This window comes from Klebsiella sp. PK01 (assembly GCF_057624675.1).
Genome location: NZ_JBYEZM010000003.1, coordinates 1 through 25,222, shown reverse-complemented (window position 1 = coordinate 25,222; position 25,222 = coordinate 1). Strand labels below are relative to the sequence as shown.

General features: G+C 53.4%; 27 protein-coding genes, 1 rRNA gene, 1 pseudogene and 1 other annotated feature. Of the genes and pseudogenes, 17 read left to right on the top strand and 12 right to left on the bottom strand.

The features are described from left to right. Positions 1–35: 35 nt before the first annotated feature. Positions 36–914, bottom strand: a complete 879-nt coding sequence (gene nadK / locus AC22LX_RS09695; protein ID WP_015370252.1) for an NAD(+) kinase — start codon at positions 912–914, stop codon at positions 36–38. A 123-nt stretch (positions 915–1,037) separates the two neighbouring features. Here nadK and grpE point away from each other — a divergent pair, with 123 nt between their 5' ends. Next, positions 1,038–1,628, top strand: a complete 591-nt coding sequence (grpE, locus tag AC22LX_RS09690; RefSeq protein WP_015370253.1) for a nucleotide exchange factor GrpE — start codon at positions 1,038–1,040, stop codon at positions 1,626–1,628. A 102-nt stretch (positions 1,629–1,730) separates the two neighbouring features. On the opposite strand, the gene AC22LX_RS09685 is transcribed toward grpE, so the two are convergent. Both AC22LX_RS09685 and AC22LX_RS09680 read right to left on the bottom strand, forming a co-directional pair. After that, a complete protein-coding gene (locus tag AC22LX_RS09685; RefSeq protein WP_026612238.1) occupies positions 1,731–3,017 on the bottom strand; it encodes an HlyC/CorC family transporter in 1,287 nt (428 codons plus the stop codon). Between the two features lie 17 nt (positions 3,018–3,034). Further along, a complete protein-coding gene (locus AC22LX_RS09680) occupies positions 3,035–3,826 on the bottom strand; it encodes a cytochrome C assembly family protein (protein ID WP_015703199.1) in 792 nt (263 codons plus the stop codon). A gap of 166 nt (positions 3,827–3,992) precedes the next feature. On the opposite strand from AC22LX_RS09680, the gene ffh reads away from it, so the two are divergent. The 7 genes and pseudogenes from ffh (at position 3,993) to AC22LX_RS09645 (ending at position 8,239) form a co-directional block, all read left to right on the top strand. After that, positions 3,993–5,357 (top strand): signal recognition particle protein, encoded by a 1,365-nt coding sequence (gene ffh / locus AC22LX_RS09675; RefSeq protein ID WP_020078159.1) that lies wholly within the window; start codon positions 3,993–3,995, stop codon positions 5,355–5,357. A gap of 238 nt (positions 5,358–5,595) precedes the next feature. Next, positions 5,596–5,844 (top strand): 30S ribosomal protein S16, encoded by a 249-nt coding sequence (gene rpsP, locus AC22LX_RS09670; protein WP_015370257.1) that lies wholly within the window; start codon positions 5,596–5,598, stop codon positions 5,842–5,844. A gap of 18 nt (positions 5,845–5,862) precedes the next feature. Beyond that, a complete protein-coding gene (gene rimM / locus AC22LX_RS09665) occupies positions 5,863–6,411 on the top strand; it encodes a ribosome maturation factor RimM (protein WP_015703198.1) in 549 nt (182 codons plus the stop codon). Positions 6,412–6,442: 31 nt separating this feature from the next. Further along, positions 6,443–7,210 (top strand): tRNA (guanosine(37)-N1)-methyltransferase TrmD, encoded by a 768-nt coding sequence (trmD, locus tag AC22LX_RS09660; protein WP_008806092.1) that lies wholly within the window; start codon positions 6,443–6,445, stop codon positions 7,208–7,210. A 39-nt stretch (positions 7,211–7,249) separates the two neighbouring features. Continuing rightward, the gene (gene rplS, locus AC22LX_RS09655; RefSeq protein ID WP_002914145.1) at positions 7,250–7,597 is read left to right on the top strand and encodes a 50S ribosomal protein L19; all 348 of its coding nucleotides are present in this window, start codon (positions 7,250–7,252) and stop codon (positions 7,595–7,597) included. A 179-nt stretch (positions 7,598–7,776) separates the two neighbouring features. Further along, positions 7,777–7,988 (top strand): annotated as a pseudogene (locus AC22LX_RS09650) (baseplate assembly protein); the annotation flags it as partial. Positions 7,989–8,050: 62 nt separating this feature from the next. Then, positions 8,051–8,239 carry a hypothetical protein gene (locus AC22LX_RS09645; protein WP_063447780.1) on the top strand — a complete coding sequence of 63 codons (189 nt, stop codon included), beginning with the start codon at positions 8,051–8,053 and terminating at the stop codon, positions 8,237–8,239. Here the strand turns inward: AC22LX_RS09645 and AC22LX_RS09640 are convergent. Both AC22LX_RS09640 and AC22LX_RS09635 read right to left on the bottom strand, forming a co-directional pair. Beyond that, positions 8,220–8,648 (bottom strand): hypothetical protein, encoded by a 429-nt coding sequence (locus AC22LX_RS09640; RefSeq protein WP_227508945.1) that lies wholly within the window; start codon positions 8,646–8,648, stop codon positions 8,220–8,222. The two genes, AC22LX_RS09645 and AC22LX_RS09640, sit on opposite strands and share 20 nt — an antisense overlap. A 10-nt stretch (positions 8,649–8,658) precedes the next feature. Then, positions 8,659–9,189 carry a hypothetical protein gene (locus tag AC22LX_RS09635; RefSeq protein ID WP_227509262.1) on the bottom strand — a complete coding sequence of 177 codons (531 nt, stop codon included), beginning with the start codon at positions 9,187–9,189 and terminating at the stop codon, positions 8,659–8,661. Positions 9,190–9,779: 590 nt separating this feature from the next. Here AC22LX_RS09635 and AC22LX_RS09630 point away from each other — a divergent pair. After that, positions 9,780–10,229: a DUF2946 domain-containing protein gene (locus AC22LX_RS09630; RefSeq protein ID WP_049059308.1), complete on the top strand. Its 450-nt coding sequence runs from the start codon at positions 9,780–9,782 to the stop codon at positions 10,227–10,229. A gap of 56 nt (positions 10,230–10,285) precedes the next feature. After that, positions 10,286–11,656, top strand: a complete 1,371-nt coding sequence (locus tag AC22LX_RS09625) for a PepSY-associated TM helix domain-containing protein (protein WP_063447778.1) — start codon at positions 10,286–10,288, stop codon at positions 11,654–11,656. A gap of 5 nt (positions 11,657–11,661) precedes the next feature. On the opposite strand, the gene AC22LX_RS09620 is transcribed toward AC22LX_RS09625, so the two are convergent. From AC22LX_RS09620 to yfiR, 3 genes are read right to left on the bottom strand one after another with little or no spacing between them, the layout of a single operon-like run. Further along, a complete protein-coding gene (locus tag AC22LX_RS09620) occupies positions 11,662–12,141 on the bottom strand; it encodes an OmpA family protein (RefSeq protein ID WP_045395099.1) in 480 nt (159 codons plus the stop codon). Between the two features lie 12 nt (positions 12,142–12,153). Beyond that, positions 12,154–13,377: a diguanylate cyclase DgcN/YfiN gene (gene dgcN, locus AC22LX_RS09615; RefSeq protein ID WP_047044434.1), complete on the bottom strand. Its 1,224-nt coding sequence runs from the start codon at positions 13,375–13,377 to the stop codon at positions 12,154–12,156. Further along, positions 13,370–13,879 (bottom strand): regulatory sequestration protein YfiR, encoded by a 510-nt coding sequence (gene yfiR, locus AC22LX_RS09610; RefSeq protein ID WP_026612240.1) that lies wholly within the window; start codon positions 13,877–13,879, stop codon positions 13,370–13,372. Before yfiR ends, dgcN begins: the two co-directional genes overlap by 8 nt. Before the next feature lie 343 nt (positions 13,880–14,222). Here yfiR and aroF point away from each other — a divergent pair, with 343 nt between their 5' ends. From aroF to AC22LX_RS09595, 3 genes are all read left to right on the top strand, one after another. After that, positions 14,223–15,293, top strand: coding sequence for a 3-deoxy-7-phosphoheptulonate synthase AroF (aroF, locus tag AC22LX_RS09605; RefSeq protein WP_045395097.1), 1,071 nt, complete (start codon positions 14,223–14,225; stop codon positions 15,291–15,293). Between the two features lie 9 nt (positions 15,294–15,302). Beyond that, positions 15,303–16,424 carry a bifunctional chorismate mutase/prephenate dehydrogenase gene (tyrA, locus tag AC22LX_RS09600; RefSeq protein ID WP_045395096.1) on the top strand — a complete coding sequence of 374 codons (1,122 nt, stop codon included), beginning with the start codon at positions 15,303–15,305 and terminating at the stop codon, positions 16,422–16,424. Between the two features lie 68 nt (positions 16,425–16,492). Continuing rightward, complete coding sequence (locus tag AC22LX_RS09595; RefSeq protein WP_063447777.1) at positions 16,493–17,365, top strand: SMP-30/gluconolactonase/LRE family protein; 873 nt, start codon at positions 16,493–16,495, stop codon at positions 17,363–17,365. On the opposite strand, the gene pheA is transcribed toward AC22LX_RS09595, so the two are convergent. The 4 genes from pheA to bamD all read right to left on the bottom strand — a co-directional run bounded on the left by pheA (position 17,362) and on the right by bamD (position 20,130). Further along, on the bottom strand, positions 17,362–18,522 hold the full coding sequence (gene pheA, locus AC22LX_RS09590) for a bifunctional chorismate mutase/prephenate dehydratase (RefSeq protein WP_045395094.1): 1,161 nt from the start codon (positions 18,520–18,522) through the stop codon (positions 17,362–17,364). The genes AC22LX_RS09595 and pheA overlap by 4 nt on opposite strands. 25 nt (positions 18,523–18,547) lie before the next feature. After that, positions 18,548–18,672 (bottom strand) — a sequence feature (Phe leader region). Next, positions 18,624–18,671, bottom strand: coding sequence for a pheA operon leader peptide PheL (gene pheL / locus AC22LX_RS09585; RefSeq protein WP_100279143.1), 48 nt, complete (start codon positions 18,669–18,671; stop codon positions 18,624–18,626). Its footprint overlaps the feature before it by 48 nt. Before the next feature lie 112 nt (positions 18,673–18,784). After that, positions 18,785–19,120, bottom strand: a complete 336-nt coding sequence (gene raiA, locus AC22LX_RS09580) for a ribosome-associated translation inhibitor RaiA (protein WP_002914111.1) — start codon at positions 19,118–19,120, stop codon at positions 18,785–18,787. Positions 19,121–19,392: 272 nt separating this feature from the next. After that, positions 19,393–20,130 (bottom strand): outer membrane protein assembly factor BamD, encoded by a 738-nt coding sequence (bamD, locus tag AC22LX_RS09575; RefSeq protein ID WP_015370268.1) that lies wholly within the window; start codon positions 20,128–20,130, stop codon positions 19,393–19,395. A gap of 131 nt (positions 20,131–20,261) precedes the next feature. On the opposite strand from bamD, the gene rluD reads away from it, so the two are divergent. The 4 genes from rluD to AC22LX_RS09555 all read left to right on the top strand — a co-directional run. Then, positions 20,262–21,242: a 23S rRNA pseudouridine(1911/1915/1917) synthase RluD gene (gene rluD / locus AC22LX_RS09570; protein WP_015370269.1), complete on the top strand. Its 981-nt coding sequence runs from the start codon at positions 20,262–20,264 to the stop codon at positions 21,240–21,242. After that, positions 21,239–21,970, top strand: a complete 732-nt coding sequence (gene yfiH, locus AC22LX_RS09565; protein ID WP_015703192.1) for a purine nucleoside phosphorylase YfiH — start codon at positions 21,239–21,241, stop codon at positions 21,968–21,970. The genes rluD and yfiH overlap by 4 nt, the downstream gene beginning before the upstream one ends. A gap of 129 nt (positions 21,971–22,099) precedes the next feature. After that, complete coding sequence (gene clpB, locus AC22LX_RS09560) at positions 22,100–24,673, top strand: ATP-dependent chaperone ClpB (RefSeq protein ID WP_015703191.1); 2,574 nt, start codon at positions 22,100–22,102, stop codon at positions 24,671–24,673. Between the two features lie 468 nt (positions 24,674–25,141). After that, positions 25,142–25,222: ribosomal RNA gene (locus AC22LX_RS09555) — 16S ribosomal RNA — on the top strand; the annotation flags it as partial.

Here is a 25,222-nt window from a genome sequence, read left to right as displayed (position 1 = left end):
TGGTTTTTTATCCAGTAAAGAGGCAGCTTGTAAAATCAGAACAATTTTTTCGACCAGCCCAACTTAGTGCTTAATGTATTGAAATAGCTGTAGTCTTTTGGGTGAATCAGATTGAGGTGATAATCACAGCGGCGGATGAGCACATCTTCGCCGTCCTGGATGGGTAGCGCAATCTGGCTGTCGCAGCTGATTTCCAGATCGTTGCAGCGCTGCGAGAAGCGCAGGCGAATGGTACTATCGCCGTTAATCACCAGCGGCCGCGCTGATAGCGTATGCGGGAACATCGGTACCAGGGTGATGGCGTCCAGAGAAGGCGTGAGAATAGGGCCGCCGGCAGAGAGCGAATAGGCCGTCGAACCGGTAGGCGTGGAGATAATCAGGCCGTCGGAGCGCTGGGAGAAGGCGAACACTTCATCGATATAGACCTCGAACTCAATCATGTGCGCGACTTTACCCGGGTGCAGCACCACTTCATTGATAGCCGTGCTGATGCGCTTCTGGCAGTCATGCTGGCACACCTGGGCTTCCAGCAGAAAACGTTTTTCGGCGATATAGTGGCCTTCAAGTACGTCGGCCAACTGCTGGAGCGCGTTATCCGGGTCAAGGTCGGTAAGAAAACCAAGATTGCCGCGGTTAATGCCGATGACGTTGATGTCATAGCGCGCCAGGGTACGCGCCGCGCCGAGCATATTGCCGTCACCGCCGACCACCACCGCCAGATCCGCCTGCTGGCCGATTTCCGCCAGCGTGCCGGTTTTAACATTGCTAAGCTGGAGTTCATGGGCGATTTGCTGCTCGACCAGCACCTCATAGCCTTTGCCGCATAGCCAGCGCCAGAGCATTTCATGTGTGGTCAGGGCGGTTGGGTGACGAGGGTGTCCCACAATGCCGATACACTTGAAATGGTTCTTCATGATCTGGATGTCCTTGGGTTAAATGAATGATGACAATCTGTCTGCTTCCCTTGAATCCCGGAAACTGATCCCCATAATAAGCGAAGTTAGCGAGATGAATGCGAAAAAAACGCGGAGAAATTCATGAGTAGTAAAGAACAGAAAACGCCTGAGGGGCAAGCCCCGGAAGAAATTATCACGGAGCAGCACGACAACGTAGAGGCGGTAGAGCCTGAGGTTTCTGCTGAGCAGGTGGATCCGCGCGATGAAAAAATTGCGAATCTGGAAGCACAGCTGGCCGAAGCGCAAAAGCGTGAACGTGATGTGATGCTGCGCGCAAAAGCGGAAGAAGACAACCTGCGTCGTCGCACCGAACAGGATATCGAGAAAGCGCATAAATTCGCCCTGGAGAAGTTCGTTAACGAACTGCTGCCGGTTATCGATAGCTTGGATCGCGCGCTGGAAGTGGCTGATAAAGCTAACCCGGATATGGCGCCGATGGTTGAAGGGATCGAACTGACTCTGAAATCGATGCTGGACGTCGTGCGTAAGTTTGGCGTGGAAGTGGTTGCCGATACCAACGTACCGCTGGATCCTAACGTGCACCAGGCCATCGCGATGGTCGAGTCTGACGATGTGGCTGCCGGCAACGTGCTGGGCGTGATGCAGAAGGGTTATACCCTGAACGGTCGTACTATTCGCGCCGCGATGGTAACCGTCGCGAAAGCGAAGTAATTCGTTAGTTTGCCAGTAACGGCTGCCTGCGGGTGGCCGTTTTTATTGGCTTTAAATAAAAAACGGCGAACCGAAGTTCACCGTTGTTCTTTGCTGGCTGCGCTATTCCGCCACGCTTTCGCGTAATGATTTCACCGGCATCACCTTCACCTGCTTAATCATATTGTCCTGTACGTCGAGAATATCGATATCATACTGTTCGATACGTACGCGGGTTCCAGGGACCGGGATCTCCTCCAGCGCTTCCAGAATAATGCCGTTTACGGTACGCGCGTCGTCTTCCGGCAGATGCCAGTTGAACGCTTTGTTGATTTCCCGCACGTTGGCGCCGCCGTCAATAATTACCGAGCCGTCATTAAGCGGCGTCACTTCTTCGGCAAGGGTTGGCGACATTGAGGTAGTGAAGTCTCCCACGATCTCTTCAAGAATATCTTCAACGGTGACCAGTCCTTGAATATCACCATATTCATCGACCACCAGACCGACTTTCTTTTTATTACGTTGGAATTTCACCAATTGCGTGCTGAGCGGCGTACCTTCTGGCACAAAGTAAATCTCATCTGCCGCTCGTAACATGATCTCTTTTGTGAACTCTTTCTTTTCCGTCATCAGACGATAGGCTTCACGGACGCGCAGCATGCTGATGGCATCGTCCAGCGAATCACGATAAAGCACGATACGGCCATGCGGCGAGTGGGTTAGCTGGCGGACTATAGATTTCCAGTCATCGTTGATATCGATACCGACGATCTCATTGCGCGGCACCATGATGTCATTAACGCTGACCTTTTCCAGATCCAGGACCGACAGCAGCATGTCCTGATTCCGCCGTGAGATTTGTGAACGGGATTCATTCACAATCGTTCGCAGTTCATCTTTGCTTAATGCGCCGCTAATGACGTGATCGGTCTTAATACCCATCATGCGCATCAGTACGCGGGTAATGGTGTTCAACAGCCACACCAGCGGCATCATCAGTACCTGTAGCGGCGCCAACAGGAAACTGCTGGGGTAGGCGACCTTTTCCGGGTACAGGGCGGCAATGGTTTTAGGTAAGACTTCGGCAAACACCAGCACGACAAAGGTGAGCACGCCGGTGGCGATAGCCACGCCGGCGTCGCCGTACAGACGCATGCCGACGATGGTTCCCAGCGCCGAGGCCAGGATATTGACGAGGTTGTTGCCGATGAGCACCAGGCTAATGAGGCGATCCGGTTTACGCAGCAGCTTTTCCACCCGCTTAGCCGGGCGGTTGCCTTGTTTCGCCATATGGCGCAGCCGATAGCGGTTCAGCGTCATCATGCCGGTTTCGGAACCGGAGAAATAGGCGGAGATAATCACCATGATGATCAGCGTGACGATCAGCGTGGTGGTAGAAATGTGTTCCAGGAGAGACTCCTTAGTCTTTAACTAACAAACTGCTGAAGGACGCGGCTGCCAAAATAAGCCAGGGTCAGCAACCCGGCTCCGGCGACGTTAAACCAGACCACCCGGCGGCCGCGCCAGCCTTCGTGGTAGTGCCCCCACAGCAGTACGATATAGACAAACCAGGCCACGATAGATAGCACCGCTTTATCAATATTTTCGGTATTGAACAGGTTGTGCATATAGAACAACCCGGTGCATAGCGTCAGGGTCAGCAGCACTACGCCAACCTGGGTGATATGAAACATTTTACGCTCAATACTCATCAGCGGCGGCATTTCGCTGCTGAAAGCCAGCTTTTTATTTTTCAGCTGGTAGTCAATCCACGCCAGCTGCAGCGCGTACAGCGCGGCGATGATAAGCGTGGCGTAGGCAAAGAGCGACAGGCCGATATGCACCAACATCCCAGGAGTGGTTTCGAGGTGGGTGATGTACTCGTTAGGCACGAAGGTGGCGAAGGCGAGGTTGATCAGCGCGAAGGCGTATACGATAGGTAGCAATAGCCAGCCGCGATTACGCGAGGCGACGATGGTCATCACCGTACAGATCATCAGGCTGACCAGCGAGCCGACGTTAAGTAAGCTGAGATTTTGCCCACCTTCGCCGCCGGGGAAAATACGTGACTCCAGCGCGAAGGCATGGCAAATCAGCGCTATCGTCGCGGAGAGAATCGCCATCCGCCGCCAGCTGCTGTTTTTTTGCAGCAAGCCAGGGATGATCAGCGCAAGGCTGATGGAGTAGGCGACAAGGGCAAGTAGAGCAAACACAGGCATAGGAGCGTCGACTGTTGACTAAATAAGAAAGAGAAGCAGTATAGCGTCACGCGACGTCTGCTCCAACCGTTGCAGCACATTCAGGTTTATGTCGTGTTATACTGCGCCAAATTCGTATTTTTGTGTCGCTGCGGCGACCGACCGTTTCCACCTCAGGCGAGAGACAATGTTTGATAATTTAACCGATCGTTTGTCGCGTACGCTGCGCAACATTAGCGGCCGCGGACGCCTTACCGAAGACAACATTAAAGACACCCTGCGCGAAGTGCGCATGGCGCTGCTGGAGGCCGACGTCGCGCTTCCGGTGGTGCGTGATTTCATCAGCCGCGTCAAAGAGAGCGCGGTAGGCCATGAAGTCAATAAAAGCCTGACGCCAGGTCAGGAGTTCGTCAAAATTGTTCGCAACGAGCTGGTTGCTGCGATGGGCGAAGAAAACCAGACGCTGGATTTAGCCGCGCAGCCGCCGGCCGTCGTCCTGATGGCGGGCCTGCAGGGTGCGGGTAAAACGACCAGCGTCGGTAAGCTGGGTAAATTCCTGCGCGAGAAGCACAAGAAAAAAGTGCTGGTCGTTTCCGCGGACGTATACCGCCCGGCGGCGATTAAACAGCTGGAAACGCTGGCAGAGCAGGTCGGCGTGGATTTCTTCCCGTCCGACGTGGGCCAGAAGCCGGTTGATATCGTCAACGCGGCGCTGAAAGAAGCGAAGCTTAAATTCTACGACGTGCTGCTGGTGGATACCGCCGGTCGTCTGCACGTCGATGAAGCGATGATGGACGAAATCAAACAGGTCCACGCCGCGATTAATCCGGTTGAGACGCTGTTCGTCGTCGATGCGATGACCGGTCAGGATGCGGCGAATACCGCGAAGGCCTTTAACGAAGCGCTGCCTTTGACCGGCGTGGTGCTGACCAAAGTAGACGGCGACGCCCGCGGCGGTGCGGCGCTGTCGATTCGTCATATCACCGGCAAGCCGATTAAATTCCTCGGCGTCGGCGAGAAAACCGAAGCGCTGGAGCCGTTCCACCCGGACCGTATCGCTTCTCGTATTCTCGGCATGGGCGACGTGCTGTCGCTTATCGAAGATATCGAGAGCAAAGTTGACCGCGCGCAGGCCGAGAAGCTGGCATCCAAGCTGAAGAAAGGCGACGGTTTCGACCTGACCGACTTCCTTGAGCAACTGCGCCAGATGAAAAACATGGGCGGCATGGCCAGCCTGATGGGCAAACTGCCGGGCATGGGGCAAATTCCCGATAACGTGAAAGCGCAGATGGACGACAAAGTGCTGGTGCGTATGGAAGCGATCATCAACTCGATGACGATGAAAGAGCGCGCCAAGCCGGAAATCATTAAAGGTTCGCGTAAACGCCGTATCGCCGCCGGCTGCGGGATGCAGGTGCAGGACGTGAACCGTCTGCTGAAGCAGTTCGACGACATGCAGCGCATGATGAAGAAGATGAAGTCGAAAGGCGGCATGATGAAGATGATGCGTGGGATGAAAGGGATGATGCCGCCAGGATTCCCTGGCCGCTAATACGCGTCATAATTCAAGCCGCAGATGCGTTGGCTGCGTTCGTTCACCCCGGTCACGTACTTGTGTACGCTCCCGGGGATTTACTCACTTGCCGCCTTCCTGCAACTCGAATTATTTAGCGTATGTAGTTTTGAATTGATTTTTGCACAGAAATCAGTAAAATTTTCGGGCTTTTAATATGACACCGGGCTCCGTTCCTCGATGGGGCCCGGTTGTTTTATTCACACAAGAGGATGTTATGGTAACTATTCGTTTAGCACGTCACGGCGCTAAAAAGCGTCCGTTCTACCAGGTTGTTGTCACCGACAGCCGTAATGCACGCAACGGTCGCTTCATCGAGCGCGTTGGCTTCTTCAACCCGATCGCTACCGAGAAAGAAGAAGGCACCCGCCTGGATCTGGATCGTATCGCTCACTGGGTTGGCCAGGGCGCTACTGTTTCCGATCGCGTTGCCGCGCTGATCAAAGCCGCTAACAAAGCAGCTTAATCTGTCACGGTGGTCATGATGAGCAAGCAACACACCGCACAAGCACCTGTTGATCCGATTGTATTGGGGAAAATGGGTTCTTCCTACGGTATCCGTGGTTGGCTCAGAGTGTTTTCCTCCACCGAAGACGCTGAAAGCATTTTTGACTATCAGCCCTGGTTAATCCAGAAGGCGGGTCAGTGGCAGGTTGTTGAGCTGGAAAGCTGGCGCCACCACAATCAGGACATCATCATCAAGCTGAAAGGCATTGACGATCGTGATGCGGCGAATCTCCTGACTAATTGCGAAATTATCGTGGATTCATCGCAGCTGCCGGCGCTGGAAGAGGGCGACTATTACTGGAAAGACCTGATGGGTTGCCAGGTAGTTACCACCGAAGGCTATAGCCTGGGTAAAGTCATTGATATGATGGAAACCGGGTCGAATGACGTTCTCGTCATCAAGGCAAACCTGAAAGATGCATTTGGCATCAAGGAGCGGTTGGTTCCGTTCCTCGATGGGCAGGTTATCAAGAAAGTCGATCTCGCTACTCGTACTATCGAAGTAGATTGGGATCCTGGTTTTTAAATTCTCCGGATAAACGGTAAAAGACGGCGCTATGTGGATTGGCATAATTAGCCTGTTTCCTGAAATGTTCCGCGCAATTACCGATTACGGGGTAACTGGCCGGGCAGTAAAAAATGGCCTGCTGAGCATCGAAAGCTGGAGTCCTCGCGACTTCGCTCATGACCGGCACCGTACCGTGGACGATCGTCCTTACGGCGGCGGACCGGGGATGCTAATGATGGTTCAACCTTTACGGGATGCCATTCATGCAGCAAAAGCCGCGGCAGGTGAAGGCGCAAAGGTGATTTATCTGTCACCTCAGGGACGCAAGCTTGATCAAGCGGGCGTCAGCGAACTGGCAACGAATCAGAAACTGATTCTGGTGTGTGGTCGCTACGAAGGGATAGACGAGCGCGTAATCCAAACCGAAATTGACGAAGAATGGTCAATCGGCGATTACGTTCTCAGCGGTGGTGAGTTACCGGCAATGACGCTGATTGACTCCGTTTCCCGGTTCATTCCGGGAGTTCTGGGACATGAAGCATCGGCAACGGAAGATTCCTTTGCTGATGGGTTGCTGGATTGCCCGCACTATACCCGTCCTGAAGTGTTAGAAGAGATGGAAGTACCGCCAGTATTGCTGTCGGGAAACCATGCTGAGATACGTCGCTGGCGTCTGAAGCAGTCGCTGGGCCGCACCTGGCTTAGAAGACCTGAACTTCTGGAAAACCTGGCTCTGACTGAAGAGCAAGCAAAGTTGCTGGCGCAGTTCAAAAGCGAACACGCGCAACAGCAGCATAAACATGATGGGCAGGCGTGAGCCCCCAATATCAGTTTACCCAGGATAAGAGATTAAATTATGAGCAACATTATTAAGCAACTTGAACAAGAACAGATGAAGCAGGACGTACCTTCCTTCCGTCCGGGTGATACCGTGGAAGTGAAAGTATGGGTTGTTGAAGGTTCCAAAAAACGTCTGCAGGCATTCGAGGGCGTGGTTATCGCTATTCGTAACCGCGGTCTGCACTCTGCATTCACTGTTCGTAAAATTTCCAACGGCGAAGGCGTTGAGCGTGTCTTCCAGACTCACTCTCCGGTAGTTGACAGCATTGCTGTTAAACGTCGTGGTGCTGTACGTAAAGCTAAACTGTACTACCTGCGTGAGCGTACCGGTAAGTCTGCTCGTATCAAAGAGCGTCTTAACTAATAAGCGCATCACGCTACATCCAAAGCGTGTTATAAAACAAGGGGTTAGCGTAATGCTAACCCCTTTTTTATTGCCGATGGCGGCAAAATGGCGACAGAGATAAAAAACCTGCCGAAGCAGGTCAAAGCCAGAGCTGATGTTGTTGCACTCGCGTCAGATGTGGCGGCGCGGGATCCACTTCAACCGGTAACGACCTCGACGTCGTGCCCGGAAACAATACTACCGAGCGCCTCACCATCACACCGGCAGATGACACCACTTCCAGCCAACGCCTGCCGTTATGGAATCCGACACTGACCTGCGTCTGCGTCTGCGTACACGACAGGCATTTGAAGGCTTGAGCGTAGCGGGGCCGGTCGGTGCATATGAATATCACGACCGCAGCGCCGACGATTATCGCAGGCTGTTTGGCTGCGACTGGTCTTTTGCTGTTGCAGCGGGTGAGGTGGAAGCATGGGCAAGCGCAAGCCACGTAAAGCAGTCGCCATGACCGCCAGCGCCCCGCAAAAAATGGAGGAGTTCACCATCAGCGAGCCGGTGCCGTTAACAACGGGAAAATCGCGACTCAATGGCATAAAAAAACCGACATTCTTAGTGTCGGTCTTATGGCTGAATGCATGTATCAGTTTTGCCATGAAATGATGTCATCGAGACCTGAGAACAGGTCGGGAAAATAACTTTCATCAATATCGAGGGAGCCCTCAAGCGTAATACTTTCAGCATGGTTTTCAGGCTTTAGTTCCATGCTGACGCCAACAGCCCCGGCAAAATGCGCCTGGTGAAACTTAAGTACAACCTGCTCGAATGCCGAGGTTAAGTTAATATCCTTAGATTCCCCCCCATTCTTTAAGGCCTGATGGAAATTTTGTGTATCATTCCTGAATTGCTCTAACTGACCGACAAAAAACTCTGCTGCAAACTCGGTTTTTAAGGCAGGAATTGAAAACTCAACCCATACCATAATACGGCTATAGGATGGTATCTCGGGTTCAGTCACTCTTTCATAAGGCGTTAATTTCAGATGCCTGTCACCGCTGATGATATCTATCATTATTCCCCCTTCACGGCATGTACTGAAAATGCATGATAGTCCAGTCAGCTTCCCTGACTAAAACCTCAAGACGGTATGGCTTATAAATATATGAGCCTTTATTTTGCTTGTTCTCAACAAGTTTATACATACGCGCTTCATACCGGAAAAGGCCTGGTTTTTTCAGTGGATCCGGCGTTCTCGCGCCATAGCGAATGGCCTTTTCCTGGATCTGTAAAGGCACATAGCGGCCGGGGTTTAGCATATGTTTTGCCGATGACTCACTCATTCTGAGCGCGTGAGCTGATAGGCCCATTTTCAACCGGCCACGCAAGAGACTGATTGTAGCCTCACTAAGTCTCACAGTTACGGCGGTTTTAACACCACTCTCCAGTAATGCTTTACCCGCACGAAATAGACGAAATACGCCAAAAGCAATTAAAGCGAGGTCTGTGGGATCAATCAGGGGGGCTTCTAATGGCGCCTCTTCCAGCCTGACAAACATACCGTCGGCATCATAAATCTGCCATAACCCGGGAGCCTGAGCGACGGAGTAACCCATACACATCCCGCTTTCGTCATCAACGATGGGTTTTGAGTTCAGTGCTGGGTTGCGTGGGCGAAATTCAAAGTATTCACCGGCTGGCAATGTTGATTGGAAGGTGGAAAAAACGTCCTGGCTCGTCTGTAATTAATCCAACACTCATCGTCATGATTTTCTTTTGGTTAACCCTCAGATCATCATAATGGACGTTTTTGCTTCAATCTACTTTTCCTGACTTGTTTTAAACACCTCAGCAGCTAACGCCTCGCTGGGCTTGTTGTTCAACCCCGCCAGCACCGAAAGCGAGTTGCAGCACCGACGGCGTTTGTTAATGCAACCAGCAATCGTCCCCCATAGCAATTGGCGATAAAGTGGCGACAGAGGTTTCATAATACTGCAATTCATTGCATTAAAAATAAAATTAACTAATTGTTTTTTATGGTAATTACTGGATTTGTATTGAGTGTCAGTAGGAATGTCTTAACTAAGATTCGCTTTCGCGACATCCTGATAGAAAGGGCTGGCCAGATGGCTGGCCCTTTTTTTATCTAAATTTTAACTATTTTGATGTAAATCAATTACAATATCGCCCGGATTTCGGAGGGGCGGTGAACGGCACTATTTTCTCACAATCAGCATTGCAACGGCGGGCCGCCTGGCTGGCGCTGTTTGCGATCCTGCTGATTGTGGTGGCGCCGCTGATCTCCATTTCGCTACAGAAAGATCCCATGAGCGCGATGCCGGGCATGCATCATGCTATGCCGATGGGCGAGTCTCATGATGGGATGTCCGGGCATGAGATGGTAATGATGCACGGCGCTGACAGCGCGTCACAGCCGGCGCATAGCATGCCGGTTGATCACGCCGAAGCCTGCGGCTATTGCGTGCTATTAGCGCACGTACCGGGGCTGCTGTTCGCGCTGGCGCTGTTCTTCGCCATGATCCTGCGGCGCATTCGCCTGCCGGTTTCTCGCCCGGTATTAAAACACTGGCACTACTTCCCCTGGCTCTACCCTGAAACCCGCGCGCCGCCGCGGCTGTCTGCTTTTTCCCTTTAATAAAAATGAATCTGCGTACTGCGCAACGACCTCTTTTGCTTTAAAAAAGGAAGAGTATGACAACCTGCACCTCGCGCGCGGCATGGTTAAACCTGCTGCGGCGCCTCCATTTCTATATTGGTTTGTTTATTGGACCATTTATCTTTGTCGCGGCCTTGACCGGCACGCTGTATGTCGCCACGCCGCAGCTGGAAAACTGGCTGTACCATGACGCCTTACAGGGCTCGCTCAACGGCGAAAAACAGCCGCTTAGCGCGCAAATTGCCGTCGCCAAAGAGGCCACGCAAAACAATCTCCGCCTGCAGGCCGTGCGCCCGGGGATTACCGCTGGCGAAACGACGCGGGTGATGTTTGCCGACCCGCGGCTGGGGGAATCAGAAAACCGGGCTATTTTTGTTGACCCGGTGACGCTACGGGTCAAAGGCGATCTGACGGTTTACGGTACCAGCGGTATTTTACCGCTGCGCCAGTGGATTGATTACGCGCATAAATCATTGCTGTTGGGTGACGGCGGCAGGCTGTACAGCGAACTGGCGGCCTCCTGGATGTGGGTTGCGGCGTTGGGCGGTATTGCGCTATGGGCGATGACCCGTCCGAAGCGGCGGATAAACAATCGGCTGCAAAATACCCGCCGTCTGCATGTGACGCTGGGCTGGGTGTTACTGGTTGGCATGTTGCTGTTTTCCGCCACAGGCTTAACCTGGTCGCAGTGGGCGGGCGGTAACGTCGATAAGATGCGCGCCGCGTTTGGCTGGCTAACACCGCAGGTCAATACGCAACTTCATGGCGGGGAGGCGATGCCGCCCGATCCGCATGCCGGGCACCACATGGCGCATATGGCAATGGATGAGCCACAGGTGAAAGTGACTGCGGAACGGTTCGATAGCGTATTGCAGGTGGCGCAGGCCGCAGGGCTGACGGCCAGCAAGCTGGAGATCCGGCCGCCCAAAAGCGCGGGGATGGCGTGGACGGTGAATGAAATTGACCGTAGCTGGCCGACACGGGTCGATGCGGTGGCCATTGATGGCGAGACGTTACAAGTCGTGGATCGTACCCGCTTTAGCGATTTCCCGCTGATGGCTAAGCTGACCCGTTGGGGCGTCGATTTTCATATGGGTTTACTGTTCGGGTTGGCGAACCAGTTGCTGTTGGTGGCGTTCGGGGCGGCTCTGTGCGTCATGATCGTCGTCGGCTACCGCCTGTGGTGGATCCGCCGTCCGACGCAGAGTGCGTTTAATCCTGCACAGACGTTGGTACAAGCGTGGCTGGGGCTAAGTGTTGCCGCCCGGGCGCTTGCGCTGCTAATTGCGCTCCTGCTCGGGCTGGCGGTGCCGCTGATGGGCGTCAGCCTCGCGGCGTGCCTCGTGGTTGATTACCTGCGCTGGCGCGCGGCTTCAGCGATGAGGCTGGTTAAGTCGGTAGACTAACCTGCTTAAGGCGTGCTGATCACCACGGTAACGCGGCGGTTTTCAGCACGGCCTGCAGCGGTATCGTTGCTGGCGATGGGGTACTTTTTACCTAATCCGCGGGTGGTTAGATTACTGCGCGGGATTTTCGCGCCTTCAGCCCAGGCATCCGCCACGCTGTTGGCGCGCTTTAATGACAGCGCTTCATTGTAGCTGTCTTCGCCGTAGTTATCGGTATGACCTTCAAGACGGCTATGGGTAATACCGGTCTCAGCTAACCGTGCGGCCATACTGTGGATTTGCTGCTGGCTTTCGGGACGCAGGCGATAGTCGTTTTTGTCAAACAGAATGCTGTCAGACAAACCTAAAGACCAATCACCAGCGGCTTCGGTAAAGCCGTAAGACTTCATTGCTGCGACCTGTTCTTTAGAGAACTTACCTGGCGCCTGGCACCCGGTGAGGAGAAATGCAGCCAGAAGAGTGGGTGCAATAAATTGCCTGAGCATAGTAATTCCTTCTTATTTTTGTGTGTGATGAAAACGCTGGTTTTTCATCCGATACATATTCTGATCGGCCAGTTCCTGCAGCTCCTCCACCGAGGTGTGCTCCCAGGTCAAAGCATAGCCAATACTCAGAGAGAGCGTTGCCGTGTGGCCATTGTGAAGGTTGAATGGCTGGAGAAACTGTTCGGACAGCGTTGCGCAAAGCGCCTGGACTTCGGTTTCTGTATGCACATCGTGCAATAAAATGGCGAATTCATCGCCGCCCAGACGCCATGCCTGGTGTTGGTCGCCAACGAATGCCATCAGGCGGCTGGCGACCTCAATAAGGACTTTATCGCCGGCGGCGTGTCCCCAGTTATCGTTAATGAGTTTGAAATTATCGCCGTCAAGAAACAGCAGCGCCGAGCTATGGCGTGCCGCGTCATCGTCCATCAGTTTACCGATGACGTTGCGAAACGCCGCGCGATTCGCCAATCCCGTTAGTGGATCATGTAACGAGCTGCGCAGCAGTTGCGCATTTTTTGCCTGCAGCTGACGCTGCCAATCCTCCATTTCTCCGAGCAGGCTATTGAAGTCCTGGGCGAAGAGATGGAATTCCTCAATACGTTCTTCCGGTACACGGCGCGAGAAATGGCGGTTTTCGCGGATATCATGTACCACTTCGGTAATACTTTGCAGCGCGGTGACAATACCGCGGTGCAGAGAATGGGTGAGCATCAGGGCGATAACGGACGCCAGCAGAATACTGCCGGTCAATACGATCAGCGAAACACCGAGAAAATGACTGATTAACCGATCGAGCGCCTTCAGACGAAGCTCACCGATTATTTTTCCCTGATGCCAGATTGGCTGGACAGTCGGTTCAGGAAACAGCCATTTGCTAATATAACCACTGAATTTTTCGTTTTTAACTAAGGCGTCATTACGCCAGTCGGCGAAATGACGCTGACGGCTGTCCAGAAGCGTGGCTTCGGAAAATTGCCCCTGTCTTCCAAGCGTCGCCAGCGTATCTTCTGCGGCGGTGGCATCGCCAAAAACCAGTGCCGCTTCGAGGCTGCGGCCCATGGTTGCCGCGGTGAGCTCAAGATTTTTTTGCGCGTACTGTTTTAACGTGATGACAGAGGCGGCGCTGAGCAAAAGCCAGACCAGCGTCATCGAAATCACTACGCTTATCATGCTGATTCGGCGTAACGCGTTTTTGAAAGTGGGGCGCGGGGCCTGAGAAAAATCCTTATTCATGTGATTTCTTCCGGGCAAGCATCAGTACGTCCGGATTGACCCGTACACCGCTATGCGTCAGGACATCCAGATTAACGGAAAACCTCACCCTATCGTCATTTATGAGCAAGCAAAAAGCGCTGCCAAAAGAGCAATCGGTATTTTGTTCCGCTATGAGTAATAGGGGACGGGAGCCATATTTTTTTGTTAATGCAGACTGCTGATCCGGGGTTTCACTGCCGAAATACAAACCGTCGCAGCTGGCCTTTAGGGCTTCCTGTGAATTTCGAACTATCACCGGTTGATAAGGTAAATTTTCCGGCGCTTCCTGAGCCAAACTGCGGATATATCGGGAGGTGGAAAAAACGCATAACTTCGGCGGGCCGGATAAATTTGGCCAGCGCGTATAAGTCACAATCCCCGAAACTATGGCGCGAACGTTCTCAGATGTCTCAGCGGCAAAAGCGGGAACTCCCGCGATGAGCAAAAAGAAAAGCAAAAATAGACGGTAAAACTCTTTCATTAACGGGTCCGTCAAATCGTTATTGCACGGGAAACGCAGTTCGCAGTTGCCTGAGCGGAGAATAGCATTATTGGCAAAAAGCGTCATTAGCTGCCCCGGCCGCTTTGAGATAATCCTTACCAGGAATTTTAGTAAAGGAATGAGTAAAGCGCGGCGGCAAAAAGAGTCTTTCGTCATGTGTATATTTATATGAACAGTTTGCGGGCAATCCAATGCCAATTATTTTGCTGGTGTAAATTAAAGTTTACGTAATATGGATTGATATCTTTACTTTATATGGTATGGTTACGTCATGCCCGCTGAGGCAACAACTATCGCAAACGAGCTATACAGGATCGCCATCATGCAAAAAGACGCGCTGAATAACGTACATATTACCGATGAACAAGTTCTGATTACCCCGGATCAGCTGAAAGCCGAATTCCCGTTAACCGTGGAGCAGGAAGCGCAGATCGCGCATTCCCGCCAGACTATTTCCAACATTATTGCCGGCCGCGATCCGCGTCTGCTGGTAGTCTGCGGTCCTTGCTCAATTCACGATCCGGAAGCTGCTATCGAATATGCTCGTCGATTTAAAGCCCTTGCCGCAGAGGTCAGCGATAGCCTCTACCTGGTGATGCGCGTCTATTTTGAAAAGCCCCGTACCACCGTTGGCTGGAAAGGGCTGATTAACGATCCGCACATGGATGGCTCGTTTGATGTTGAAGGCGGTCTCAAGATCGCGCGTCGCCTGCTGGTTGATTTGGTCAATATGGGCCTGCCGCTGGCGACAGAAGCGCTCGATCCTAATAGCCCGCAGTACCTTGGCGATCTGTTCAGCTGGTCCGCCATCGGCGCGCGTACCACCGAATCGCAGACCCACCGTGAAATGGCATCCGGTCTGTCGATGCCGGTTGGTTTTAAAAACGGCACCGATGGCAGCCTGGCGACGGCGATCAACGCCATGCGCGCCGCCGCCATGCCGCACCGTTTTGTCGGCATCAACCAGGCCGGCCAGGTTTGCCTGCTGCAGACCCAGGGGAATCCGGATGGTCACGTCATTCTGCGCGGCGGCAAAGCGCCTAACTACGGCCCGGAAGATGTTGAGAAGTGCGAAAAAGAGATGGCGCAGGCGGGACTGAAACCGTCGCTGATGATAGATTGCAGTCATGGTAATTCCAATAAAGACTTCCGTCGTCAGCCGGCGGTTGCGGAATCCGTCGTCGCGCAGATCAAAGATGGCAACCGTTCCATCATTGGCCTGATGATTGAGAGCAATATCTACGAAGGCAATCAGTCTTCTGAGCAGCCCCGTTGCGATATGAAGTATGGCGTATCCGTCACCGATGCCTGCATCAGCTGGGAAACTACCGATGCACTGCTGCGCGAGCTCGATAGCGATCTGCGCGGACATCTGGCGGCACGTCTGGGTTAAGAGGATTGTATGGTTGCTGAACTGACCGCATTGCGCGATCAAATTGATGAAGTTGATAAGGCGCTGCTTGATTTGCTGGCAAAGCGCCTGGAGCTGGTGGCGGAGGTTGGCGAGGTTAAGAGTAAATATGGCCTGCCGATTTACGTACCGGAACGGGAAGCCGCGATGCTGGCTTCCCGCCGGAAAGAGGCGGCGGCGCTCGGCGTGCCGCCGGATCTTATCGAGGATGTTCTGCGTCGGGTGATGCGCGAATCGTATTCAAGTGAAAACGACAAAGGCTTCAAAACGCTGCATCCGAATCTGCGCCCGGTGGTCATTGTTGGCGGCGGCGGGCAGATGGGACGTCTGTTTGAGAAGATGCTGACGCTGTCTGGCTATCAGGTGCGGGTACTGGAAAAAGAAGATTGGCCGCGGGCGACAGAGATTGTCGCCGATGCCGGGATGGTTATCGTCAGCGTTCCGATCCATACCACAGCCGAGACGATTTCGCGTCTGCCGCCGCTGCCGGCGGACTGCATTCTGGTCGATCTGGCTTCCATCAAAGCCGAGCCGCTGCAGGCGATGCTGGCGGCACATAACGGCCCGGTATTGGGATTGCACCCGATGTTTGGCCCAGACAGCGGCAGCCTGGCGAAACAGGTAGTGGTTTACTGCGATGGGCGTCAGCCGGAAGCGTACCAGTGGTTCCTTGAACAGATTCAGGTCTGGGGGGCGCGACTGCACCGGATCAGCGCCGTTGAGCACGATCAGAACATGGCGTTTATTCAGGCGTTGCGTCACTTTGCCACTTTCGCCTATGGCCTGCATCTGGCCGAAGAGAACGTTCGTCTTGAGCAACTATTGGCGCTTTCTTCGCCGATTTATCGACTGGAGCTGGCGATGGTGGGGCGTCTGTTTGCCCAGGATCCGCAGCTGTATGCCGACATCATTATGTCGTCAGAAAATAATCTGGCGTTGATTAAGCGCTACTACCAGCGTTTCGGCGAAGCGATTGGCCTGCTGGAGCAGGGCGATAAACAGGCGTTTATCGACAGCTTCCGTAAAGTCGAACACTGGTTTGGCGATTACGCCCAGCGCTTCCAGAGCGAAAGCCGCACGCTGCTGCGTCAGGCGAATGATAATCGACAGTAAGTCCGCTAAACGTGTATACAATAAAGCCAGAGGGGTAACCCGCTGGCTTTTTTTATAGGGATGCAAAGATGGCTCAACCGCAACCGCTGTTTGATTACGTCGGGCACCTGCCGGAATGCCCAACCTGGAGCGATGCCGAACAGGTACTGTACTGGGCGGATATTCTGGAGTGCGAAATTCACCGCTACGATACACGCAGTAAAGAACACCAGGTTCTGCAATTTCCCGAAGAAGTGGGATGCTTTGCTCTGCGCGAGAAGGGCGGTTTTATCGTCGCCTTACGTAGCGGTATCTGGCTTTGTGATGCCCGCGGTCTGCTGCAACGCAAAATTTGTGATAACCCAAGTAACCCGGATCTGGCGCGTTTTAACGACGGCGGCACCGACCGGGATGGCCGTTTTTACGCAGGGACCTTCTGGGGGCCGGGGGATTACAATGGCGCGCTGCTGGTACGGATTGATAATGACCTGACGCCAAAGGTGGTGCAGTGCGATATTCATGGTGCTAATGGTCTGGCATTTAGCGCCGATAAGCGCTGGATGTATACCTCCGATACGCCGAACGCGGTGATTTACCGCACGCCGCTGGATGAGCAGGGCGAGCCGGGCAAACGGGAAGTACTTCGTCGTTTCCATCCTGGAGAGGGGATCCCTGACGGTGCGGCGGTTGATGAAGAAGGCTGTTACTGGAGCGCGATGTTTGACGGCTGGCGGATTGCCCGTTTTTCGCCGAATGGAGAACAACTGGAAGAGTATCGCTTACCGGTGCGTTGTCCCACGATGGTGTGTTTCGGCGGCGCGGATATGAAAACGCTCTACATCACTACCACCCGGGAAAATATGGACGCCGACGAAGTGGCGCAATATCCGCTTTCCGGCGCCATCTTCACCCTGCCGGTTGCGGTGGCAGGGATGAAGAAACGGCAATTTATTGAACGTTAAGCCGGGTCGACCGGCACGACGTTTTCGCTCGGGTAACAGCCCAGTACTTTCATCGAACGGGTAATTTCGGCCAGCTCTTTTAAAGCTTTACGTAAGGGAAGGGATTCCAGGTTGGCCTGAATATCCAGATAAAACATCTCTTCCCACGGGTTACCGTGGATTGGGCGCGATTCCAGCTTGCTCATGATCAGGTTGTGGTTACGCAGCACCAGTAGCGCTTCAACCAGCGCGCCCGCCTGTTGGCCGGTGGCGATTAACAACGTCGTTTTCGCCGGCACCTGATCGGATACGTTCACCGCTTTACGCGCCAGCACCAGGAAACGAGTGATGTTTTGCGTCTGGTTAGCCTGGCAGTGCTCCAGCACCTGCAGCCCGTACAGCGCGCCGCCGGCTTCGCTACCCAGCGCGGCAACGGTGGGAGATTTTGCCTGCGCGACTTTTTCCATCGCCGCCGAGGTGCTCTCGGTGTACTCGATTTTCCAGTGCGGATAGCGGCTTAAATACTGGCTGCACTGCTGGAACGGCTGCGGATGACTATAGACGGTCTCGATCTTATCGGCGTCCGTTGAGGACGAAACGAGCACACAGTGATCGATTGGCAGCGTCAGTTCGCCAACGATCGACAGACTGGTGTGCTGCAGCAGATCGTACACATCGTTGATCCCGCCGGAGCTGGTGTTTTCGATCGGCACGACGGCGTAATCGGCCTGACCGGTTTCGACCTGCTCAAAGATATCGGCGAATTTCGCGCAGCCGCTTTCGATAAATTGCTCAAAATGACGCGCGGCGTACTGGCGCGCGGCAAGATGTGAGTACGAACCTTTAGGCCCCAGGAAGGCGATACGCGCGGAGTGGGGGTTAATCTTATTGAGATGCTGCTGCAGTAGCGCCTGTTGGGTAAGAACGGAGTCTTCAATAATCAGCTGGAACAGGCGGGTAATGTAGTGGGCGTCCAGATGATGCTTTTTGCCAAGCGTCATTAAACGCTCCAGCAGGTCGCGTTCGCGGTCGATATCGCGTACCGGACGGTGCGATTCCAGCTTCGCTTTCCCGACTTCCACCGCCAGGCCACGGCGTTCGGCCAGCAGCGCGAGCAGTTTTTCATCCAGGGCGCTTATTTTGTCGCGCAGGGCCAGTAATGGGTTTTCCTCGGTCATAATTGTGTTGCCTTTCTTGTTATCAATAAAAAAGGCCTCCCGCGTGGGAGGCCTTGTTATTCGTCTTCGCATTCTTTCTTATACGACGAACCGCCTCCCAGTCAGGGGAAGGTAAAAAAGAATGCGAAGAAGAACGGGAGTCGTTTCACGATGAATTCCTTAGGTTAGTGTGGATTACAGTACCTGTACTGTTTTCATCCTGTCAATAAAAAACGAAAAACGCGCCCGAAGGCGCGTGGCATGACACAACTTAAGTTAAGGATTACTCTTCTTCTTCCACAAAGCCTGCCTCTTTCACCGATGTGGCGGCGCGGCGGGCTTCCCCTTTGTGTTGCACTTTATTCAGCTGCCGTTCCAGCTTGTTGATCAATTCGTTAATGGCGGCGTACATGTCTTCATGACGCGCGCTGGCAACCAGATGACCGTTCGGCGTATTGATGGTTGCGTCAGCAATAAAACCCTGCGGCTCCTTAGAGAGAATGATGTGCGGGTTGATTAAATGAGTTTGCCACTTATCCAGTTTGGCGAGACGGTCTGCGACATGCTGGCGGATTGCCGGAGTAATTTCCATTTGTTTACTGGTAATGTTCATTGTCATAAATTTTACCTCTTGTCTTTCCCGTCTTGGTGAACCCAGCATACCTCGCCCAATGTCAAAATGTGTGATCTAAATCACATTTAAATGTCACTTTTTGTCAACGAATTCATTTTGTGAGACAGGACAGGAACGGATGAGATTTTACTTGTCGAAATGAAGAAAGGGGGCCATATTTGATGAGTTAACTCGGCGCTAAACCGCTTCAGCGCTGATGTTCATTGAATAAAAAAACGGCAGCCGCGTGGCTGCCGTTTTGCTTTCTGCTATCACCCTCAGGTGTTTTTGCCGTTGGCGGCGATGATTTTGGCGACTTTGTCAGCCTGCGCATTCATTTGCATCTGACGATAGGCGTTTTCCATCTTCGGCAGCGCATCGCGAGTGGCCTGTGTATCCGGGTAGTTACGCAGCATACCGTCAACGCGGTTCACAACGGCAACCCAGGCGCCGCGGTCGGTGTAATAATCCACCACCGATAGCTCATACTTCGCCAGACGATCTTTCAGGAACACCAGACGCTTGTAGGCGTCAGTGGCGTACTGGCTGTTCGGATAACCGCGAACCAGCTTCGAGAAATCATTGAATGCGTCGCGAGCGTGCTGCGGGTCGCGGTCGGAACGATCGACGCCGAAGAAGCCCTGCAGAGCGCTGTCATCGAGGGCCATGTTAGTCAGGCCGCGCATATAGATGACGTAGTCAATGTTTGGATGCGTAGGATTCAGACGAGCGAAACGATCGATTGCGGCCTGAGCCAGCGGCAAATCGGCATTTTTGTAATACGCATAAATCAGGTCCAGCTGTACCTGTTGGGAGTAAGGACCAAATGGATAGCGATTATCCAACGCTTCCAGTTGCGTTATTGCCTGTTTCCAGTTACCGTCCTGCAACTTTTGCTGGGCGGTCGCGTAAATTTCATTCGGCGGATTATCAGGCACCTCCTCCTTTGAGCCAGAGCAACCCACCAAAGCCAGGCTCAGTGTGGCTGCTGCCACCAGGTATTTCATGCGCGTCATGACGTTTTGACTTCCTCAAAATGTTTATGCGGGAGAATCTCTGTTCCTGCTCCCGATTAAGACCAGCTACAATAGCACACTATATTAAACGGCAAAGCCGTAAAACCCAACGTTAAACGAAGAAGCTGTATATGGCACAACGAGTACAACTCACCGCAACGGTGTCCGAAAATCAACTCGGTCAACGCTTAGATCAGGCTTTGGCCGAATTGTTCCCGGATTATTCACGTTCGCGGATAAAAGAATGGATCCTTGACCAGCGCGTGCTGGTAAATGGCAATGTCATCGACAAGCCGAAAGAAAAAGTTTTTGGCGGCGAGGCCGTCTCTATCGATGTTGAGATCGAGGAAGACGTGCGTTTTGAACCGCAGGATATTCCGCTCAATATCGTCTATGAAGATGACGACATCCTGGTCATCAACAAACCACGTGATTTGGTTGTGCACCCCGGTGCGGGCAACCCTGACGGTACTGTGCTGAATGCGCTGCTGCATTACTATCCGCCCATTGCCGATGTACCGCGCGCGGGAATTGTCCACCGTCTGGATAAAGACACCACCGGTCTGATGGTCGTGGCGAAGACTATTCCGGCGCAAACGCGTCTGGTCGAGTCGCTGCAGCTGCGCGAAATTACCCGCGAGTATGAAGCGGTGGCCATCGGCCACATGACCGCTGGCGGTACGGTTGAAGAACCGATCAGCCGTCACCCAACCAAGCGCACGCATATGGCGGTTCACCCGATGGGGAAACCGGCGGTGACCCATTACCGCATTATGGAACATTTCCGAATCCACACCCGTTTGCGCCTGCGTTTGGAAACCGGCCGTACCCACCAGATTCGCGTGCATATGGCGCATATCACCCATCCGCTGGTGGGCGATCAGGTTTACGGCGGCCGCCCGCGTCCGCCGAAAGGGGCATCGGACGAGTTCATCAGCGCGCTGCGCAAATTCGATCGCCAGGCATTGCACGCGACCATGCTGCGTCTGTATCACCCAATTACCGGTATTGAGATGGAATGGCACGCGCCGATCCCGCAGGATATGGTGGAACTGATCGACGCCATGCGCGCCGATTTTGAAGCCCATAAGGACGATATTGACTGGTTATGACAAAGCTGATTGTTCCGCAGTGGCCAATGCCGAAAGGCGTGGCGGCCTGTAGTTCTACTCGTGTGGGCGGCGTGAGCCTGCCTCCGTATGACTCGTTGAACCTTGGCGCCCATTGCGGCGACGATCTCCTGCATGTCGAAGAAAACCGCCGGCGGATGTTTGCCGCTGGCGGATTACCCTCTTATCCGGTGTGGCTGGAGCAGGTGCATGGCACCACGGTACTAAAATTGGATGGCGGGCCGTACGTGTCAAAACGCGCCGATGCGTCATACTGTAATACGCCGGGTACCGTTTGTGCGGTGATGACCGCGGACTGCCTGCCGGTGCTGTTCTGTAACCGCGCCGGAACCGAGGTGGCGGCAGCGCACGCCGGATGGCGCGGCTTATGTGAAGGCGTACTGGAAGAAACGGTCGCCTGCTTTAATGATAAACCGGAAAATATCCTGGCCTGGCTTGGTCCGGCAATAGGCCCTGAGGCGTTTGAAGTCGGTGCGGAAGTGCGCGAGGCTTTCATCGCCAAAGATGCCCAGGCGGAGAGCGCCTTCCGTCCTGCCGGTGAAAAATATTTTGCTAATATCTATCAATTGGCTCGTCAGCGCCTGGCAAACGTCGGCGTGGAGCAGATTTTCGGCGGCGATCGTTGCACTCTAAGTGAAAAGGATGATTTTTTCTCTTATCGTCGCGACAAGACCACAGGTCGTATGGCAAGTTTCATTTGGCTGATATAACCTAGAGAATCAAGACGATCCAGAAGGCAAACTTATTTTTCACATAGTTCAGGTCTTTAACCTTGAATAATTGAGGGATGACCTCATTTAATCTCCAGTAGCAAATTTGACCTGTTTATGGGAGGAGTTATGCGTCTGGATCGTCTTACTAATAAATTCCAGCTTGCTCTTGCCGATGCCCAGTCGCTAGCACTCGGGCACGACAACCAATTCATCGAACCACTTCATCTAATGAGCGCCTTGCTGAATCAGGAAGGGGGATCGGTACATCCTTTATTAACCTCGGCGGGTGTTAACGCCGTGGCGTTACGCAGCCAAATCGAACAGGCGCTGAGCCGTTTACCGCAGGTAGAAGGTACCGGCGGCGACGTGCAGCCGTCTCAGGATCTGGTGCGTATTCTCAATCTTTGCGACAAGCTGGCGCAAAAGAGAAAGGATAACTTTATTTCGTCAGAACTGTTCGTTCTGGCGGCGCTTGAATCACGCGGTACGCTGACCGACCTGCTGAAATCTGCCGGAGCAACAACCGCCAATGTGACTCAGGCGATTGAACAAATGCGCGGAGGTGAAAGCGTGAACGATCAGGGTGCCGAAGACCAACGTCAGGCATTGAAAAAATTTACCGTCGATCTGACCGAACGGGCCGAACAAGGCAAACTGGACCCGGTGATCGGTCGTGATGAAGAGATTCGTCGTACCATCCAGGTACTTCAGCGCCGTACTAAAAACAACCCGGTACTGATTGGTGAGCCCGGGGTGGGTAAAACGGCAATCGTCGAAGGACTGGCGCAGCGTATCGTCAACGGCGAAGTACCAGAAGGGCTGAAAGGCCGTCGGGTATTAGCGCTGGATATGGGCGCGCTGGTGGCCGGGGCGAAATATCGCGGCGAGTTCGAAGAACGTCTGAAAGGCGTGCTGAACGATCTGGCGAAACAGGAAGGCAACGTTATCCTGTTTATCGATGAGCTGCACACCATGGTCGGCGCGGGTAAAGCCGACGGCGCGATGGATGCCGGCAACATGCTGAAACCGGCCCTGGCGCGCGGTGAACTGCACTGCGTTGGCGCCACCACCCTTGATGAATACCGCCAGTACATTGAAAAAGACGCCGCGCTGGAACGTCGTTTCCAGAAAGTGTTCGTTGCCGAGCCGACGGTAGAAGATACCATCGCGATTCTGCGCGGTCTGAAAGAACGTTATGAACTGCACCACCACGTGCAGATCACTGACCCGGCCATCGTGGCGGCGGCGACCCTGTCGCATCGCTATATTGCCGACCGTCAGTTGCCGGATAAAGCCATCGACCTTATCGATGAAGCGGCCTCCAGCATCCGTATGCAGATCGACTCGAAGCCGGAAGAGCTGGACCGTCTCGATCGCCGTATCATCCAGTTGAAGCTGGAACAGCAGGCGCTGAAGAAAGAGGCGGATGAAGCGAGCCTGAAACGTCTCGATATGCTTAATGAAGAGCTGGCGGACAAAGAAAGCCAGTATTCGGTGCTGGAAGAAGAGTGGAAAGCGGAAAAAGCATCACTCTCCGGTACGCAGACTATTAAAGCCGAGCTGGAACAAGCCAAAATTGCCATCGAACAAGCACGACGTCTTGGCGACCTCGCGCGGATGTCCGAACTGCAATACGGTAAAATTCCGGAGCTGGAAAAACAGCTGGCGGCAGCCACTCAGTCTGAAGGCAAAACGATGCGCCTGTTACGTAACAAAGTAACAGATGCCGAGATCGCCGAAGTGCTGGCGCGCTGGACCGGTATTCCGGTGGCGCGCATGATGGAAAGCGAGCGCGAAAAACTGCTGCGTATGGAGCAGGATCTGCATCACCGCGTCATTGGCCAGGATGAAGCGGTTGAAGCGGTATCCAACGCCATTCGCCGTAGCCGCGCCGGATTGTCTGACCCGAACCGGCCTATTGGTTCGTTCCTGTTCCTCGGCCCGACCGGGGTGGGTAAAACCGAGCTTTGCAAAACGCTGGCTAACTTCATGTTCGACAGCGACGACGCGATGGTGCGTATCGATATGTCCGAATTTATGGAGAAACACTCCGTCTCGCGTCTGGTCGGTGCGCCTCCGGGATATGTGGGTTACGAAGAGGGCGGGTATCTGACCGAAGCGGTTCGTCGTCGTCCTTATTCCGTCATCCTGCTGGATGAAGTGGAAAAAGCGCATCCGGATGTATTTAACATTCTGCTGCAGGTGCTTGACGATGGTCGCCTGACCGACGGGCAGGGGAGAACGGTCGACTTCCGTAATACGGTTGTCATCATGACCTCTAACCTCGGTTCCGATCTGATTCAGGAACGTTTCGGCGAGCTGGACTACGGTCATATGAAGGATCTGGTGCTTGGCGTGGTTAGTCAGCGCTTCCGTCCGGAGTTTATCAACCGTATTGATGAAGTGGTGGTCTTCCATCCGTTGGGTGAAAAACACATTGCTTCTATTGCGCAGATCCAACTGCAGCGTTTGTATAAACGTCTGGAAGAGCGCGGCTATGAAGTGCATATGTCCGATGAGGCGCTGAAGCTGCTGAGCGAAAATGGCTACGACCCGGTATACGGTGCGCGTCCATTGAAACGTGCCATCCAGCAACAGATAGAGAACCCGTTAGCCCAGCAAATCTTGTCTGGCGAGCTGGTTCCGGGTAAAACCGTCGAGCTGGTGGTGAAAGACGACCGTATCGTGGCAGTGCAGTAAGTCACAAAACGACAAAAACGGGCCCTCTGGGCTCGTTTTTGTTTAAAAACCAGGCAAGAATTAAAGTCCAAACGATGATTTGGTTGAAAAGTGAGCGCTTGAATTGTTTTTTTGAATTTATGCTTGTCACTTCAGAATTACTCCCTATAATGCGCCTCCACTGACACGGAACAACGGCAAACAAGCCGCCGGGTTAGCAAGGTTTCAGCAGTGAAATACGACGCTGAAAGCCGACAGAGAAAAGCGAAATAAGCGCTTGACTCTGAATGAGGAAAACGTAATATACGGGACCTCGCAACGGTGAGCTGAAAGCCGCGTTGCAACTGCTCTTTAACAATTTATCAGACAATCTGTGTGGGCACTCAAAGTGACATGGATTCTTAACGTCCTCGGACGAAAAATGAATACCAAGTCTCTGAGTGAACATACGTAATTCATTACGAAGTTTAATTCACGAGCATCAAACTTAAATTGAAGAGTTTGATCATGGCTCAGATTGAACGCTGGCGGCAGGCCTAACACATGCAAGTCGAGCGGTAGCACAGAGAG